Origin of the sequence: Methanosarcina sp., from assembly GCF_028693135.1 — an archaeon.
Taxonomy (GTDB): domain Archaea; phylum Halobacteriota; class Methanosarcinia; order Methanosarcinales; family Methanosarcinaceae; genus Methanosarcina.
Genome location: NZ_JAQUVZ010000002.1, coordinates 133232 through 151014 on the forward strand (window position 1 = coordinate 133232; position 17783 = coordinate 151014).

The following is a 17783-nucleotide window of genomic DNA, read 5'->3' on the forward strand; positions in this document are numbered from 1 at the left end:
AGAAAAGCGGTGGATCGCATGAAGATAAACGATAACTGTGTAGGATGCGGCCAGTGCGCTTCTTTTTGCAAAAAGGGAGCAATAGAAGTAAGGGGAAGAGCGCGGGCTACCGATGCCTGCGTGGAATGTGGGATGTGCGCCCCTTACTGCCCTGTAAAAGCCATCGAGGTATCAGCATGAAAACGATTGTAATCGGTGCAGGCCTTGGAGGGCTCTTAAGCGCTGCCAGGCTCTCGAAAGCAGGGCATGAGGTTGAAGTTTTCGAAAGGCTTCCTATTACAGGAGGCAGGTTTACAAATCTCAACTATAAAGGGTTCCAGCTCTCGAGCGGAGCTTTCCACATGCTGCCTCACGGACCTGGAGGCCCACTTGCCCGGCTTCTCGGAGAGATCGGAGCTGAAGTGAGGATCGTACGGTCAGAACAGACCATTATACGCGTGCCTCTGATAAAAGGAAACCCCGATTATGCTAAAGGCTTCAAAGATATCCCTTTTATCGAATTTCCATCATTACTTTCGCATATGGACCGCCTTAAAATTGCTTTTTTGATCGTGAGCACAAGGAAAAATCACCCTTCAGGGGTTACTCTTGAGGCCTGGATAAAAGCTCAGGTTAAGGACGAATGGCTGGTAAGGTTTGCCGACTCTTTCTGCGGCTGGGCGCTCAGCCTGAAAAGTGATGAAGTCCCGGTAGAAGAGGTTTTTGAGATAATTGAAAACATGTACCGGTTCGGAGGCACAGGCATCCCGATCGGAGGATGTAAAGGAGTTATTGACGCCCTTGAAGCCGTGATTCGGAAAAACGGGGGGAAAATATATACCGGAAAGGAAGTTTCAAAAATCCTGGTTGAAAATGGAAAAGCTGCAGGGGTAATTGTTGAAAGCGAGAAACATGAAGCTGACATTGTTATCAGCAATCTCGGGCATGCTGCAACTGCTTTGCTCTGCAGTGAAGCCCTCTCAGGAGAAGGGCATGCAGGTTACCTTAAAATGCTTGAGACCCTTCAGCCGTCTGCAGGCATAAAGATTTGCCTTGCTGCAGATGAGCCTCTGGTAGGGCACTCAGGAGTCCTGCTAACCCCCTATACCAGGCGCATAAATGGGGTCAACGAGGTAACTCAGGTTGACCCGAAACTGGCACCTCCGGGGAAGCATCTTACCATGTGCCACCAGTATGTGTCCCCTGAGAACGTAAAGAACCTCGAATCTGAAATTGAGATGGGCCTTGCAGACCTCAAAGAGGTTTTTCCTGGAAAAAAATATGAAGTTCTTCTTATCCAGTCCTACCACGACGACTGGCCCGTAAACAGGGCAGCCTCAGGTATGGATCCTGGCAACGAGACCCCGATCCCAGGGCTCTACGTCGTAGGGGACGGAGCCAAGGGAAAAGGAGGCGTAGAAGTAGAAGGAGTAGCCCTCGGTGTGGCTGCAACCATGAAAAAAATCCTCGGCTAAACCCGGGAGAAAAAAACAAAACTCAGCAGGTGTTTTACCATTCCACAGGAAAACCCTTCTTTCGTAACCTACTCGAAAAACGTCTTCATCCCGGTAACCAATATATGCAGGAACCACTGCGGCTACTGCGGTTTCAAACGGGAGCCCGGACAACCCGGAGCCCGGCTAATGAAGCCCGAAGAAGTAGTTTATATCCTTGAAAAAGGAGCAAGGGCAGGGTGCACTGAAGCCCTCTTCACCTTTGGGGAGTATGCAGAAGAGGTACCGGAGTACAGGGAATGGCTTAAAGAGCTTGGATATTCTTCAACCCTGGAATACCTTATTTTTCTATGTGAAACCGCAATCGACATAGGGATTCTCCCTCACACGAACGCGGGGATTATGACACGTTCCGAATTGAAAGTCCTCAAACCCTTAAACGCGAGCATGGGGCTGATGCTTGAGACCACAGCGATTCTGGAAGCCCATAAAGACTGCCCCGGCAAAGTTCCGGAACGCAGGCTTGAGACTATCCGGGAAGCCGGGAAACTTGAGATTCCCTATACAACCGGTATCCTTGTAGGGATCGGAGAGAGCCTGGAGGACAGGGGGGAGTCCCTTGAAGCCATTGCAGGCCTGCACAGGGAGTACGGGCACATTCAGGAAGTCATTATCCAGAACTTTTCCCCAAAAGCCGGGACCCCAATGGAAAAATTCCCTGAACCTTCAGTAGAAGAGATGATGGATACCGTAGCCCTTGCCAGGCAGGTCCTGCCGCATGATGTGGCAATACAGGTTGCTCCAAACCTCATTGATCCAAAAGCCTTGATAGTAAAAGGGGTAACGGACCTGGGAGGAATATCCCCCCTGACCATTGACTGGATCAACCCTGAAGCCGAATGGCCGGACGTAAAGGACCTGCAGGAAAAGCTCGGGGCAGTCCCGCTCAGAGAACGCCTTCCAATCTACCCGCAGTACGTGAAAAAAAGGTGGTACTCGGACAGGATAGGAGAGCTTATAGAGCAGCTCTCTGAAGGAGAAGGTTACAGGAAACTACCCTAAACAGAGCACGCGAAGGAGTCTGAAAAATGAACAGTAAAATTCCCAAAGACCTCATAGAACGCGCATACCAGGGGAAGAGTACAAAAGAAGATGCTCTCCTGCTCCTGGAGATACCCCCTTTCGAACTCTTCAAGTTTGCGGACGAACTCCGCTCTCTTGCCGTAGGGGACACAGTAACTTACGTCGTGAACAGGAACATAAATTTCACAAGCCGCTGTGTTGGTACCTGTGGATTTTGTGCATTTCGGACTAACAACGGCAAAGTCCTGAGCATCGAAGAAATTATGGAAAAGGTAAGAGAGGCAGAAAAGGCCAATGCCACTGAAGTTTGCATCCAGGGAGGACTGCTTCCCGATGTGGGCCTGGAATTTTACCAGGGGATTGTCGAAGCCATAAAAGCCGAATTTCCGGAAATGCATATTCACTCTTTTTCGCCAATGGAAGTCTACCATGCCGCCCACATCAGCGGAATTCCGGTAAGTGAAGCCTTAAGAAGGCTCAAAAGGAGCGGGCTTGACACCATGCCGGGGACTGCAGCCGAAATCCTCTCTGACAGGGTGAGAGAAATAATCTGCCCCTTAAAAATCAAGACTGGAGAATGGATAGAAGTTGTCAGGCAGGCGCATGCAGCGGGAATCCCAACCACTGCAACCATGATGTACGGACACGTTGAAACTCCGGAGGAAAGGATAGATCACATGCTGATCATAAGGGATATCCAGAAAGAAACCGGAGGGATTACCGAATTTGTGCCCCTGCCTTTTATGCCCTACAACAACCCTGTAGGGGAAAAAATGATCAAAGAAGGCAGATATGCCACTCCGGGTCTGGAAGACCTGAAAATCTATGCAATCTCACGCATCCTCTTCCACGGGCACGTGGACAATATCCAGGCAAGCTGGGTGAAACTCGGGAAAAAACTTGCCCAGTTTGCCCTCCACTGCGGAGTCAATGACCTTGGCGGAACCCTTATGGAAGAAAGCATCTCCAGATCGGCAGGAGCCTGTCACGGGGAAATGATCACGGCCGAAGAACTGGAATGGATGATTCACGGAGCCGGCAGGGTCCCTAAAGAGAGGACTACCCTGTACAGGGGAGCGAATGGGCTGGCTTCCGGAAACTCCCGAAGAATGTCCGGGTGCGGAGTTTCCGAATAAACCGAGCCAGTAAGGGAATAGGCAAAAAAATGTGTGAAAATTAAAAGGAATGATTGGGATGTACACGAAAAAACCGGCAATCTCCGACGCTGTCATTGAGAGAGCACATCAGGGAAAATGCACTAAAGAAGACGCCATTCTCCTGCTTGATGGAAACCCGTTTGAGCTTTTTGAGCTTGCAAATGAACTTCGAGCCAATGCTGTAGGTGACATTGTAAGTTACGTTGTAAACAGGAATATCTACATCACAAACAAATGCATCGGAAACTGTGGGTTCTGCGCCTACAAAACCGATACCGGGTATATACTGAGTGTGGAAGAAATCCTGAAAAAAACAGAAGATGCAAGAGAAGCCGGAGCCGTGGAGGTCTGCGTCCAGGGAGGGTACACCCCGGAAGCTGATATGGAGTTCTACCTGGAAATTATAGAGTCCATAAAATCCAGTTTCCCCGATATCTGCATCCACGCCCTGTCCCCGATGGAAGTAAACTACGCAGCAGGAATTTCCGGCATGTCCGTAGAAGAAGCAATGCGCAAACTTAAAAAAAGCGGGCTTGATTCTCTTACCGGGACCTCGGCTGAAATTCTTTCCGACAGGGTAAGAAAAATTATCTGCCCTAGAAAAATCAATACACAGCAGTGGATCGATATAGTAACTGCGGCACACAGGGCAGGGATTTCTACCAATGCAACCATCATGTACGGACATGTGGAAACTCTGGAAGAGCGCCTTGACCATGTCTTTACCATTCGCAAAATCCAGCAGGAAACCGGCGGGTTTTCGGAACTCATCCCAATGTCATTTTTGCCCTACAACAACCCTGTAGGGGAAAAGATGCTCGCATCTGGAAAATTCTCAAGTACAGGGCTTGAAGACCTGCAATTGATTGCAATTTCTCGCGTGATCCTGCACACCCATGTAAACAACATCCAGTCCACCTGGGTAAAGCTTGGGAAAAAACTTGCCCAATTTGCCCTGCAGTGCGGTGCAAACGACCTTGGAGGCACACTTATGGAAGACCAGATCTCAACAGCTTCAGGGGGCAACTATGGAGAATACGTATCTCCTGCGGAGTTTGAATGGATGATAAAAGGTGCCGGAAGAATCCCCATGCAGAGGGACACCCTGTACCGGAAGGCAGAACCCAGGTTTCCTGACCGGGAAGGCTCACTGCCGAATTGCAGAAGAACTCGAATAGGCAGCAAGGAATAAGGAAAAAAGAGTTTCAGGAAAAAAATAAAAAGAGTACTATTTTCAGGAGTCCAGATGAGAGCCGTCATCCCCTACAAGAAAACCGGTGCAAAATCCCGATTATCCCCTGTCCTGAGCCTGGAAGAAAGGGAAGAGTTTGTAGAACTGATGTTAAACCAGGTAATCGAGTCCCTTGAGGAAGCCGGAATTGAAAAAATCGACATTCTCAGCCCTTCGGGCTACGGGCTTGAGGGCATGACAAAAGCGAGAGTTCTGCTGGACGAAAAAGACCTGAATGAAGCCCTTAACAGGTACCTCGAAGAGGCAGAAGAGCCTGTCCTGATTGTTATGGCTGACCTGCCTTTACTCTCCCCGGACCATATAAAAGGGATAACTTCAACTAAAAAGGATATATGCATCGTCCCCGGGAAAGGCGGGGGTACGAATGCCCTTTTTATAAAGAACCCTTCCAGCTACAGGGTAAGATATTACGGATCAAGTTTTCTAACCCACTGTTCGATTGCAACAGATGCGGGACAGACTTTTGAAATCTATGACTCCTTCTTTGCAGGCACGGATATAGATGAACCCGAAGACCTGGTGGAACTTCTTATCCATGGGAAAGGAACTGCAAGAGATTACATTAAACAAAAATTCAGGCTGGGAGTCAGCAGAGGAAGGGTTGGACTGGTCCCTCTTTGAAGCCCTGTAAGGTTAAATGGAAGGACAGGGAAAAGTTGTGCATCTGTCTCTAACTCCAGTTCTTCCTTGTTTTCTCTTTCATTCTTCCTTGTTTTCTCTTTCATTCTTCCTTGTTTTCTCTTTCATTCTTCCTTGTTTTCTCTTTCTTTCGTCCTCGTTTTCTCATTCATTGTTCACCTCTTCGTTCGGAATTTGTGAAGGAATTTTTAGACATGACTGCGTAATATCCAAAAATTATAAATATGTGGAGTATACATTTAGCTATGAATAAAAAACCGAATTATTCATTGAGATTTTCATTTTTGGTCCTTGAACAGATAAGCTCAAGTTTGTATAAAGTCTACAAAATTCGGAAAGAGCATTTCCAAAAGAGGTAAGCTGTGAGGTCTTTTACAGATGAAGAAAGAGAGGTCATAAAACGAAAAATAATTGACCGAGGAAAGGAGTGTTTTGCCAGATATGGGATTAAGAAAACCGGTATTGAGGACCTTACCGAGGATCTGGGAATTGCAAAGAGTTCTTTTTATTCCTTTTTTAACAGCAAAGAAGATCTCTTTCTGCAGATCTTTAAGGAAGAGAAGGAAGCTCTAAAGAACAGCATACTTGAAAATTCCTTCCTGAAGTATAGAACAGAACCCGATAAAGCTATCAAGGCTTATCTCAGGCATGTATTGAAGATAGTAGATAACAACCCGATCTGGAGAAAATTTGTCATTGAAAACGAGAGCCTTGAACTGACAATTTCCCGGTTCTCCGAGGAAGAAATAAAAAATATTCATGAAGATTCCGTGGCAATAATTCTGCCTTTTTTTGAAGAGTGGTCGAAAAAGGGGCTTCTTATCGATAAACCTGCTAAAATTCTTGCAGAAACTACCCAGGCTGTCATTTTCCTGATACACTTCAAAGACAAAATTGTAGATGATGATTTTTCAGAGATTATGAATATCTTAATTGACATGCTGGCAAACAACATCGTAAAAAAAAAGATATGATATCCCAGGCAGGAGTTTGATGGGATAAAAGGCTCCGATTTAAAAGTAAATTAATAAAAATTTTTGTGAAAGGCCAAAAACCAAATGTGTGGATATTCTCTAAATAATTTTATACTAGAACGATCACATCAAATGGTACTTTCTGGAAAGAGTTCACATACTAAGAAGTGTACCATAAGCAATATAAGAAAAACACCTGAAAAAGGGCCTGTAATAAAATTCATACTGATTAAATAGGCATGGTAGCCAATAACTTTAAAGTAGATAAATACAATTATGTGGAAACTGATTAGAAAAATTATATTAAACGGATAAATCTGAATTTGAACATTACCTTTCTCAAAAAGAAACTCAAATAATAAAATATAGACCTTAAGAGCCGAAAAAGATTCATTAACAGAATATAATTTCCGAAAACATTGTCATCAAAAAAGAGACGTGTCAGGAAATTATATAAAAGTCATTGGATTAAATAATATGGCATTACATTGGCGAGCCTTTATATTCATGCCATATTATTTGCAAAAGACTATCTCTGCTGGTTAAAGATCATGATTTACCTTTAAAACTGACAGGTGAGCTGGTGAGCATCAACATAAATAGATACAAATGTGGATACTGTGGTGCCTGTGTGGGAGTCTGCCCTAAGGGAGCACTCGAACTTGTGGAAACCTGGATTGAAGTAGATGAAAGTATGTGCATACAATGCGGGATATGTGATCGCATCTGCCCTGTGGGAGCAATTGAGGTAATGAAATGAAGGATATGTATGATGTTCTGGTGATAGGAGCAGGGCCCGGAGGTTCCATTGCAGCAAAAACAGCAGCTGAAAAGGGACTTGATGTGCTTTTAATTGAAAAGCGCCAGGAAATAGGGGATCCTGTACGCTGCGCCGAAGGTGTGAATAAAGAATATCTTAAAAAACACATTGAAATTGACAACAGCTGGATCTGCGCCGACCTTAAAGGTTCCCGTATTTTCTCCCCTAATGGCACGAAGATCGAAATGGCACAGGAAATCTCCGGTGGAGAGGTTGGGTATGTCCTTGAAAGAAAAATATTTGACCGCGCTCTCGCTGAACATGCTGCAAAAGCCGGAGCAGAGGTCAGGGTAAAGACAAGGGCAACAGGCCTGATCATTGAAGATGACTTTGTGAAGGGAGCCAGGCTAATGCACCTGGGAAAAGAGTATGAGGTACGGGCCAAAATAGTCATAGGTGCAGACGGAGTCGAGTCCAAGGTAGGCAGGTGGGCAGGGATAGATACCGCCCTGAAACCTGTAGATATTGAAACCTGCGCCCAGTACCTGATATCAGGCGTGGACATAGACCAGGAATACTGTGAATTTTATATAGGAAGTGAGCTAGCTCCTGGAGGCTACATCTGGATCTTCCCGAAGGGCGAAGGCAAAGCCAACGTAGGAGTCGGACTTCTCGGAAGCAAGACAGGAAAATTCAAGCCCAGACCTATCGATTACCTCAATAGATTTATGGAGAAAAACTTCCCCAACGCCAGTATCGTAGAAATGGTATTCGGAGGAGTCCCGGTCTCGGGAAGCATTGAAAAAACCTCTACAAACGGGTTAATGCTTGTTGGAGATGCTGCACGTCAGTCCGACCCGATCACAGGTGGCGGGATCCTTAATGCGATGGATGCAGGAAAGCTTGCCGGAGAGGCTGCTTACGAAGCTATATCCGCAGAGGACGTATCTTTTGGAAAGCTTGAAGAAGTCTATGAAAAACGCTGGAGAGAAACCACAGGTTATGCCATAGACATGAGCCTCATAGTAAAGAACTGTTTTATCAACCTGGGGGACGAGGACCTGGACGCCCTTGCCTATTCCCTCAAGGAAGTAAAGTTTGAGAGAATGAGACTTTTTGACCTCCTGCAGGCACTCTTCAAAGCCAATAAAAAACTGCTCTGGGACCTTCGCATACTTTTCAAGGACGCAGCAAAAGAAGTGGTAAAGAACAGAACATAATGCCTGAAAAACAGGTCTTTTTCTTTTTATTGTTCTTTTTTTAGACTTTTTGCCCGAGTTGCGATTCGGGATCTCAGGAAATCGGAGATTTTCTGGGAGTTGCACTGCAAGTGCAACAGCCCGCGGTCCTTTTCGCTGCGCTCAAGAGGACTACTGAGAAATATTTATGACCAGTACAACCTCATTCACTTTATCGTGTCGTTTTTGTCACACTCGACGCAGGAGAGCGGTATTACGAAGGACAAAATAACCGAAAATAAAAGCCATAAAGTAAAAGTGACATAAACAGAGCAAATACTAAAAAAGATAGAAAAACCGGTACTAATGAGAACAAAATAGAATTAAATGGATATTTAACTCATTCTTTTTCAAGTCTCTTTTTCACTTCTTTTTTTGCCGGGCCGCGAGATAAGCTGGCGGAAGCGCCTGTATTACCTGTGAATTAAAAACCAACCCCGAGGTAAAGGAAAGTGCTCTCTCGGCCCGTGGGCATTTCTTCAGCTTATTGTCTCTCTTAATGAGATGTCGTTTTGTTGGTCGCTTTTTATCTGGTTGGTGGCTGGTCCAGGCCCATTGGCAGCGCAGGGAGTGAAAAATGAAAGATCCTCTCCCCCGGGGCTCTGGAATAGATCAACAGTTAATCAGACCCCACCCATGTTTTGCTTAAAGCTGAAAAGGATGGTACTCAAAAAATCACTTGTTCCAGAACTCCGGCGTAAAGAGCACGATAACGGTGTAGACTTCAAGCCTTCCAATCCACATATTTGAAATCATTATTAATTTTCCGAGAGGAGGGATGGGGTCAAAAGTACCCATAGGGCCTACCACATTCAGGCCTGGACCTATGTTCCCGAGAGTGGCTATGGAAGCAGTAATTGAAGTTATGATGTCCATACCCAATACCGAGAGGAGAAGGGCGCTTGAGATAAAAATAAGGAGATAGATCACTACAAAAGAGAAAATAGAGTTTATAACCTCATCTGGCACGGTTTTATTGTTGAATTTTACACTTCTTATGGCTCTCGGATGAAGGGACTTGAAAAGTTCTACTCTTCCGTGCCTGAGGAGCATAAGGATGCGCACAACCTTAATGCCTCCACCTGTAGAACCGGCACACCCGCCAATAAACATAACGAGAAGAAGAACCATCTTTCCCGATTCGGACCAGAGGTTAAAGTCCGTTGTGGCAAACCCCGTCGTGGTCATGATGGAAACTACCTGAAAGATGGAAAGCCTGAAAGAATCAAAAAGACCTGTACCAAGGTCGCGATAGAGCAGAAGGGTCAAAAGTCCGGTTGCTGCTAGGGTGAGGGCTGTATAGAAGCGGAATTCATCGTCTTTTAGAAGGAAGTCCTTGTCAACATAAATCGCTCTGTAATGAAGGGCAAAGTTTGCGCCTGCGACGAACATAAAGAAAGTTATTATGAATTCGACCAGAGGGCTGTGAAAAGCTTCAATGCTCGCCCCATAAGGCGAGAAACCTCCACAGGCCATTGTGGTAAAAGTATGAGTGATTGCATCATATAGCGAAAGACCTGCAAGCATGAGAGCGACAACCTGCGCAAATGAGATGACAAAATAGACCATCCACAGGATCTTTGCAGTTTCCCTTATTCTTGGTTTTAGCTTATCTTCCGTGGGCCCCGGGGCTTCAGCCCGGAAAAGCTGGCGGCCGGCAACTCCGAGTTTTGGCAGGATAGCAATGAAGAGCACAATAATGCCCATACCGCCCAGCCACTGCATCATACACCGCCAGAAGAGAATGCCTTTAGGATGGCTTCCGATATCAGTAAGGATTGTCGAACCTGTGGTGGTAAAGGCCGACATGGATTCAAAAAGAGAATTGAGGGGAGAAATCCCGTCCAGCATGAAAGGAATTGCCCCGAAAACAGCAGCAGCAAGCCAACCCAGAGCAACGATTGCAAAGCCTTCTTTGCGCATCCAGTCTTCATCGGTTTTGTAGGAAAGCAGGATTAAGCCGGTAAGGACGGTTATTACTATAGAAACAAGAAAAGGCGTCAGGCTTTCTCCGTAATAGTAAGCGACTCCAAGAGGAATAACCATAAGCATTCCAAGAAGCCTGAGTAAACCGCCAAGCACATAAAAAACAATCTTAAAATTCATGCATATCCTCTGTTTTTGCAGCTTATGATCCTTTTAATGTATTCAGCTTATGATCCATTTAAAGTATTCATATTTATTGCTTACCTGAACAATTTATCAACATGTGGGACAGCGGAAGAAAGAGCAAAAACGATGACTTTGTCTCCTTCCCGGATGATAAACTCCCCTCTGGGAACAACAACATCACCATTATGAACCACCATGGTAATGATTGCACCTTTTGGAAATTTGACCTTGTTGAGCGGTTTTCCTACGATTTTTGACTGCAATGATGCCGTATATTCGATAATTTCTGCTTTTTCACCCTCAAGAGTTGCAAGAGTTTCTATGCCTTTCCCCATAGTAAGTTTGAGGACTTCGTTTACGGTTGCTGCTCTCGGGCTTACTGCAATATCGATTCCCACCATCTCGAAAAGAGGCACATAGTCCGAGCGGTCAGCTCTTGCAATCACTTTTTTGGCGCCCATTTGCTTTGCAAGCAGGGCACAGAGAAGGTTCTTTTCGTCGCTGTCCGTAACTGCAATAACAACATCCATGTCCTCGATATTTTCTTCCCTGAGAAGGCTGACATCAGTGCCGTCCCCATTGAGTATAAGAGCATTTTCCAGCACCTCGGCCACTTCTATGCAGCGGCTTTTCCGGTACTCAATAATTTTGAGGTCGGCGTTCTCATCCTTATCGATAATTTTGGCAAGGTAAAAACCCACAATTCCGCAGCCAATAAGGAGAATTCTGTTTCTGTGGGATTCTTCGTCTCCGAAAATGCTCTTGAGACCTTCCATGGACCTGGGCTTGCCAATGATCACCATGTGATCATTTTTTTTGATTATATCGTCCCCACGAGGGATGAGTATTTCGTTTTCCCGAAAGATAGCACTGACAATACAGCAGTCTTCAAGCTTGAGGTCCTGCAAATGCTTCCCTACATACCTGTTGTTAGGGCGGATGGCAAATTCCATCATCTGAACTTTACCCCCGGCAAACATTTCCGCATCTATTGCAGAAGGGTTTGAAAGCACCTCGGCAACCTCTGAAGCGAGCGCGAGTTCAGGGCAGATCATAACGTCTACCCCCACCTGTGCTCTGGAAGTAACGGGTACATCTATATAATCAGGATTGCTCACCCGGGCAATGGTTTTTGTTTCTCCCCAGCCGACATGAGATTTTATGATCAGCTTTGCGGTCATACAGGCAACGATATTAACTTCATCGACCCCGGTAACAGCAACGAGAATATCCGCATCAGGAAGAATGCTTGCAAGAACATCGGCGTTTGCGCCGTTCCCTTCCACAACCTGAACATCCAGTTCATCGGCCCGTCTAAGAGCGTCCTCATCGTTATCGATAACAACCACATCGTGTGTGAGGGAAAGAAACTTTGCGATATGATATCCAACTTCGCCTGCTCCGATAACCACTGCTTTCATAAGATTCCCTCAAAGAAAAGACTGTTTCCAAATAGATTATCCTGCTTGCTTAAGTAGTCTTTGGAAATAAGAAAACGTAAACGGGCAGATATTTAAGAAATATACTCTCCACCTTATGAAATTTGGAATTTATTGGCTCAAAATTCACTGAGATAACTGAAAATAATATATAAAACAAAATGAAGACAAAGATATCAAAGACACATATGTAGATCAAATCAAAAAAAGAGATATTCCTGCAAAAAAGAATCCTGGTGGTGCATTTAAGCACCAGTTATGTGTATGAAAACAAAATAATGAATGAATTAAAAGATGTTTTATTATTCAGAGGAAAAACATCTTAGCTCGTAAAACTTACCTGAAAATTTTTTCCACTTCAGAAACAGCAGAAGCCATGGAAAAAATAACTACACGGTCCCCTTTGTTGATTACGAAATCCCCTCTTGGAATTATAGTATCTTTTCCGCGTACTACCATGTTGATAAGGGCTCCTTTAGGGAACTTTACTTTGTTTAAAGGCTTGCCGACAATCCTGCACTTCTCAGAAGCCGTATATTCTATGATTTCAGCTTTTTCACCTTCGATAGTCGTGAGCGTCTGTATTCCTTTGCCCATGGTAAGTTTTAGGACCTCATTTACGGTTGCTTCCCTGGGACTTACTGCCATGTCTATTCCGACCATCTCAAAAAGAGGCAGGTAGTCCGAGCGGTCAGCTCTTGCAATTACCTTCTTTGCCCCGAGCTGCTTTGCGAGCAGGGCACAGAGAAGGTTCTTTTCATCACTGTTCGTAACCGCAACAACAACATCCATATCCTCAATATTCTCTTCCCTGAGAAGGCTAACATCAGTCCCGTCCCCGTTGAGCACAAGGGCGTTTTCAAGCATCTCAACCACTTCTATGCAACGGCTCTTCCTATTCTCAATAATCTTCAGGTCAACGTTTTCTTCTTTGTCTATCAGTTTTGCCAGATAGATACCTACAATTCCGCAGCCAATAAGGAGAATTCTGGTTCTGTGAGGCACCTGACTTCCGAAAACAGCTTCAAGGTTTTCCATAGCTTCTGGCTTTCCCACAACTACCATGTGGTCGTTTACCTTGATTAAATCGTCTCCGTGAGGAATTATTATTTCGTTTTCCCGGAAAACCGCACTGACGATGCAGCAGTCAGCAAGCTGAAGGTCCTGTATCTTCTTTCCCACAAGTCTGCTTTCCGAACTTATTGCAAACTCAGTCATCTTTACTTTCCCCTCGGCAAACATCTCCGCATCTATGGCAGAAGGGCTTGAGAGTACATCAGCAATTTCCGATGCGAGAGCAAGTTCAGGGCAGATCATAAGGTCAACGCCAACCTGAGCCCTTGAAGTAACTGGAGAATCTATGTAATCGGGATTGCTAACCCTTGCTATGGTCTTTGTGGCCTTCCAGCCGGGTTTGCTCTTTGTAATCAGCTTGGTGGTCATGCAGGCAACGATGTTGATTTCATCAACGCCTGTAACAGCCACGAGAAGGTCAGCATTCTGCAAGACTTTTGAAAGAATATCCGCGTTTGCGCCGTTTCCTTCAATTACGAGCACATCAAGTTCATCTACTCTTCTTGCTGCTTCCTCGTCTTTCTCTATAATTACCACATCATTTTTAGGAGAGAGGGCTTTTGCAATATGATAGCCTACTTCCCCTGCACCAATAATTACAGCCTTCATAGAACACCTTCAAAATAAACTGTTTTTAATGAATCTACCACTTCAGGAATTATTGAACCAGATGCAATGAGCATAGGGCGGATTAAAATAAAAGTAATTAAAGCGAAAATAATCAAAGTAAAAATAACCAAAGTTAAAGTAGTCAAAGTAAAAGGGATCAAAGCTAAAATAAACATAAAAAAGATACCAGGCATAATGTTGAAGCGTAAAAGGCTGCTCGATACATGATCAGTTGTAGTAAAATAAATCAGCGTGTTTACCATCTCTGGAAATTAAACGTTTTGCAAACCAGAATTTCTCAAACCTATACTTTTGCGGATTAAATATGATTCCTAGCCATAGAATTAAACAGGTATATATAAATGTTTTCAAGCTTCCTGTATAGAAAAGATCTAAATAAAAAAAGAATTATATAAAGAAAATTATTAATTAAAATAGAGATAAAAAGGAAAAGAAAAAGGAAATTAGAAAAATACTTGAAAAAAAGTGAAAATTGAGCCAGAAACTCTATTTTCAACCCTCTAAGGCATCTTTTACCTTGTCAAAAAATCCCTTACTCTTGCTGGACTTATCACCTTTTTGCTTTTCAGCGTTACTCTTTCCCCCTCCTTCGGGCTTCTTTCCATTACTCAGGTATTCGAACTGGCGAAGAAGTTCTTTCTGTTCCTGAGTAAGTTTTGTGGGAGTCTTGATTATTAATCTTATGAGCTGGTCTCCTTTGCCGTGACTTTGCAGGTGCTGTATGCCCTTGTCCTTGAGCCTGAAGACGGAATGGGTCTGGGTCCCAGCCGGGATGTTCATTTTGACCTTGCCGTAGAGGGTATCAACCATAACGTCTGCTCCGAGTGCAGCCTGGGTGAAAGGTATTGACAGTTCGGAGATTACATCGTAATCGACCCTCTTGAAATGCTTGTGTTCCATCACATGGGTGATTATATAAAGGTCTCCGGAAGGCGCTCCCGGTTCTCCTGCATCTCCTTCTCCACTGAGCCTGAGGGTCATGCCTGAGTCTGCCCCTGCAGGTACGTTGACTGATATTGTTTTTCTGCTCCGGACTCTACCTGCGCCGCCGCAGACCTGACATGGTGACTCAATTATCTGGCCTCTGCCGTGACAGGTACTGCAGGAAGTGGTGCTCACGAACTGCATCCCTAAAGTTGAACGAGTGGTACGGACCTGCCCTGTGCCGCCACAGGTAGGGCAGCGCTTTGGGCTTGTGCCCACTTTTGCTCCTGTTCCCGAGCAGGCAGAACACCTTTCTGTCCTTGGAATATCAATGTCTTTACGGACTCCAAAAGCAGCTTCCTCGAAGGTTATATAGAGGTCGTACTGGAGGTCTCCACCTCTCCTTGGTCCCATAGGGCCACCTCTTCTGCCACCCCCGAAAAACATTTCAAAAATGTCTCCGAACCCGCTGAAGTCCGCGCCCCGGAAGATGTCCTCTGCACTGTACTGCCCATCAATTCCGGCATGCCCAAAGCGGTCGTACTGAGCTCGTTTTTCAGTGTCTGAAAGAATAGCGTAAGCCTCAGAGATCTCCTTGAACTTTTCCTCAGCCCCTGCTTCCTTGTTCTTGTCAGGATGGTATTGCAGTGCAAGCTTTCGATACGTCTTCTTTATATCTTCGACTGAGGCGTCTTTAGATACTCCGAGAATTTCGTAATAATCACGTGTTGTAGCCATCAGGATTCCCTGTTATTTTAAAAAAGGATAAAAATCCGGAACCTGCAGACAGGTTACCGGTCATGCCTGCAAATTATCAGGCGCCTGTTGTTAGATATTAATTCTTCTTTAATTACTTACGCTTTTCGTCGTCAACTACCTCGTAGTCTGCATCAACGACCGTTTCATCAGGGTCTCTGGCATCCGTGCTTCCTTCTCCGCCTGCAGCCTGCTGTGCCTCCTGAGCTTTCTGATACATGGCTGTCGATATCGGATATACGGCTTCCTGAAGAGCCTCTGTCTTTGCCTTGACGTCTTCAATGTCCTTGCCTTCAAGGGCTTTCTTCAGGTCTTCGATTGCAGCATTGACCTTTGACTTCTGGTCTTCGGTTGCTACATCTCCAGCTTCCTTGATAGTCTTTTCTGAGGCATTGATTAGGGCTTCGGCGTTATTTCTTGTCTCGACTTCTTCCTTGCGCTTCTTGTCCTCTTCAGCATGAAGTTCCGCATCCTTTACCATGCGCTCGATTTCGTCGTCAGAAAGTCCGCCAGGTTTCTGGATGGAAATGGACTGCTTCTTGCCTGTCCCCAGGTCCTTTGCACTGACGTGCAGAATCCCGTTTGCATCAATGTCAAAGGTAACCTCAATCTGAGGGATGCCTCTCGGAGCCGGAGGTATACCGTCAAGGGTGAATCTCCCAAGGGTCTTGTTTTCGGAAGCTATCCCGCGCTCTCCCTGCAGGACATGGATCTCGACTGAGGGCTGGTTATTAGCAGCAGTTGAGAAGATCTGGCTCTTTTTAGTAGGAATGGTGGTGTTCCTCTGGATGAGCGGGGTTGCAATGCCTCCAAGGGTCTCGATACCCAGGGTAAGGGGGTTAACGTCGAGCAGAAGGATATCTTTTACCTCTCCGCCCAGGACTCCTGCCTGGATAGCTGCACCGATTGCAACTGCCTCATCAGGGTTGATGTTCTTGTAGGGCTTCTTGCCGGTGAAATTTTCCACAAGTTCAACCACGGCAGGCATCCTTGTTGCGCCTCCGACAAGGATCACTTTTTCAAGGTCCTTTGATGTAAGCTTTGAATCGCTGAGTGCACGGCGCATGGATACAAGAGTCTTTTCCAGGAGGTCTTCAGTCATCTTCTGGAACTGGGCTCTGGTCAGGTCAACATCCATGTGCTTTGGTTCCCCATCAGAACTGACTGTCAGGAAGGGAAGGTTGACGTTGGTGCTGGCAACTCCTGAAAGCTCTATCTTGGCTTTTTCAGCAGCATCTTTCAGGCGCTGGAGTACGGCCCTGTCTTTGGAAAGGTCAATTCCTTCTGTTTTCTTAAATTCTGCGAGCAGGTAATCGATAATGCGCTGGTCGAAGTCGTCGCCTCCAAGGTGAGTGTCTCCACTTGTGGACTTTACCTCAAAGACTCCGCCTCCAAGTTCCAGAATGGATACGTCAAAGGTTCCGCCTCCAAGGTCGTAGACAAGGATCTTGTGCTCTACATCCCCTTTGTCAAGCCCGTAAGCCAGGGATGCAGCAGTCGGCTCGTTGATAATCCTCAGGACTTCAAGCCCTGCAACTGAACCTGCATCTTTTGTAGCCTGCCTCTGTGAATCGTTGAAATAAGCGGGAACTGTGATAACCGCCTGCGTTATTGACTCTCCAAGATAAGCCTCTGCATCGGATTTGAGCTTCTGGAGAATCATTGCAGAAATTTCCTGCGGAGCGTATGCCTTCCCATTAAGTGTGACTTTGTAGCTGGCTTCTCCCATGTGTCTTTTAATGGAGTATACGGTGTTATCCGGGTTTGAAATGGCCTGCCGCTTTGCGACCTGACCCACAAGTTTCTCCCCTTTCTTAGAGAATCCAACGACTGAAGGAGTTGTTCTAGCACCTTCTGCATTCGGGATCACGACAGCTTCCCCGCCTTCCATCACTGCCATACATGAGTTAGTAGTACCAAGGTCAATACCCAGTATTTTTGCCATGTTATATCCTCACAGTAAATTATCAATTAAATTATTTAGTTAGATTAACTGGTTAAGTTGTTTGTTAGATTAGTCAGTTAAATTCCTGGTTAAGTTACCTGGAAGATACTTAACAAGCTTATTCAATCTGACCAATCGGCTCTATTATTTAGTTAAATTCTATTATTTAGTGAAATTACTTAGTCAAAGGGTTAGTCAAGTTACTTATCAATTAAGCCTACTTAGACAAGTTATTTAATAAAGTTGTCATGTTACTGACAGGATTTCAATATTTTTGATTCACGTTTAGTAAATTGACATATTTTGAATTTAATATTTAGGTAGTTATTTAATATTGATTTATTCAATATTGATTTAAACGTAAATT

Annotated in this window: 15 protein-coding genes; 9 read left to right on the forward strand and 6 right to left on the reverse strand. The window is 45.1% G+C overall.

Annotation, left to right across the window (positions count from 1 at the left end; all coding sequences use genetic code 11):
- The first annotated feature begins 18 nt into the window (after positions 1 to 18).
- From PHF18_RS01730 to PHF18_RS01770, 9 genes are all read left to right on the forward strand, one after another.
- Positions 19 to 180 carry a DUF362 domain-containing protein gene (locus tag PHF18_RS01730; protein ID WP_300097528.1) on the forward strand — a complete coding sequence of 54 codons (162 nt, stop codon included), beginning with the start codon at positions 19 to 21 and terminating at the stop codon, positions 178 to 180.
- Positions 177 to 1454: an NAD(P)/FAD-dependent oxidoreductase gene (locus PHF18_RS01735; protein WP_300097530.1), complete on the forward strand. Its 1278-nt coding sequence runs from the start codon at positions 177 to 179 to the stop codon at positions 1452 to 1454. The genes PHF18_RS01730 and PHF18_RS01735 overlap by 4 nt, the downstream gene beginning before the upstream one ends.
- Positions 1455 to 1493: 39 nt before the next feature.
- Entirely contained in the window at positions 1494 to 2495 is a 1002-nt protein-coding gene (gene cofG / locus PHF18_RS01740; protein ID WP_300097661.1) for a 7,8-didemethyl-8-hydroxy-5-deazariboflavin synthase CofG, read from the forward strand.
- A 26-nt stretch (positions 2496 to 2521) separates the two neighbouring features.
- The gene (gene cofH, locus PHF18_RS01745) at positions 2522 to 3652 is read left to right on the forward strand and encodes a 5-amino-6-(D-ribitylamino)uracil--L-tyrosine 4-hydroxyphenyl transferase CofH (protein ID WP_300097532.1); all 1131 of its coding nucleotides are present in this window, start codon (positions 2522 to 2524) and stop codon (positions 3650 to 3652) included.
- Between the two features lie 58 nt (positions 3653 to 3710).
- Entirely contained in the window at positions 3711 to 4865 is a 1155-nt protein-coding gene (cofH, locus tag PHF18_RS01750; RefSeq protein ID WP_300097534.1) for a 7,8-didemethyl-8-hydroxy-5-deazariboflavin synthase subunit CofH, read from the forward strand.
- A 54-nt stretch (positions 4866 to 4919) separates the two neighbouring features.
- The gene (gene cofC / locus PHF18_RS01755; protein ID WP_300097536.1) at positions 4920 to 5546 is read left to right on the forward strand and encodes a 2-phospho-L-lactate guanylyltransferase; all 627 of its coding nucleotides are present in this window, start codon (positions 4920 to 4922) and stop codon (positions 5544 to 5546) included.
- Positions 5547 to 5926: 380 nt separating this feature from the next.
- Entirely contained in the window at positions 5927 to 6538 is a 612-nt protein-coding gene (locus tag PHF18_RS01760; RefSeq protein ID WP_300097538.1) for a TetR/AcrR family transcriptional regulator, read from the forward strand.
- Positions 6539 to 7121: 583 nt separating this feature from the next.
- The gene (locus PHF18_RS01765) at positions 7122 to 7298 is read left to right on the forward strand and encodes a 4Fe-4S binding protein (protein ID WP_048130397.1); all 177 of its coding nucleotides are present in this window, start codon (positions 7122 to 7124) and stop codon (positions 7296 to 7298) included.
- Complete coding sequence (locus tag PHF18_RS01770) at positions 7295 to 8518, forward strand: digeranylgeranylglycerophospholipid reductase (RefSeq protein ID WP_300097542.1); 1224 nt, start codon at positions 7295 to 7297, stop codon at positions 8516 to 8518. The genes PHF18_RS01765 and PHF18_RS01770 overlap by 4 nt, the downstream gene beginning before the upstream one ends.
- Before the next feature lie 693 nt (positions 8519 to 9211).
- Here the strand turns inward: PHF18_RS01770 and PHF18_RS01775 are convergent.
- From PHF18_RS01775 to dnaK, 6 genes are all read right to left on the reverse strand, one after another.
- Positions 9212 to 10642, reverse strand: a complete 1431-nt coding sequence (locus tag PHF18_RS01775) for a TrkH family potassium uptake protein (RefSeq protein WP_300097544.1) — start codon at positions 10640 to 10642, stop codon at positions 9212 to 9214.
- Between the two features lie 80 nt (positions 10643 to 10722).
- Complete coding sequence (gene trkA / locus PHF18_RS01780; protein WP_300097546.1) at positions 10723 to 12069, reverse strand: Trk system potassium transporter TrkA; 1347 nt, start codon at positions 12067 to 12069, stop codon at positions 10723 to 10725.
- Between the two features lie 354 nt (positions 12070 to 12423).
- Positions 12424 to 13770 carry a Trk system potassium transporter TrkA gene (gene trkA / locus PHF18_RS01785; RefSeq protein WP_300097548.1) on the reverse strand — a complete coding sequence of 449 codons (1347 nt, stop codon included), beginning with the start codon at positions 13768 to 13770 and terminating at the stop codon, positions 12424 to 12426.
- Positions 13767 to 14033: a hypothetical protein gene (locus PHF18_RS01790; RefSeq protein WP_300097550.1), complete on the reverse strand. Its 267-nt coding sequence runs from the start codon at positions 14031 to 14033 to the stop codon at positions 13767 to 13769. Before PHF18_RS01790 ends, trkA (PHF18_RS01785) begins: the two co-directional genes overlap by 4 nt.
- Before the next feature lie 250 nt (positions 14034 to 14283).
- Positions 14284 to 15453, reverse strand: a complete 1170-nt coding sequence (gene dnaJ / locus PHF18_RS01795; RefSeq protein ID WP_300097552.1) for a molecular chaperone DnaJ — start codon at positions 15451 to 15453, stop codon at positions 14284 to 14286.
- A 112-nt stretch (positions 15454 to 15565) separates the two neighbouring features.
- Positions 15566 to 17416 carry a molecular chaperone DnaK gene (dnaK, locus tag PHF18_RS01800; protein WP_300097554.1) on the reverse strand — a complete coding sequence of 617 codons (1851 nt, stop codon included), beginning with the start codon at positions 17414 to 17416 and terminating at the stop codon, positions 15566 to 15568.
- Positions 17417 to 17783: the final 367 nt, after the last annotated feature.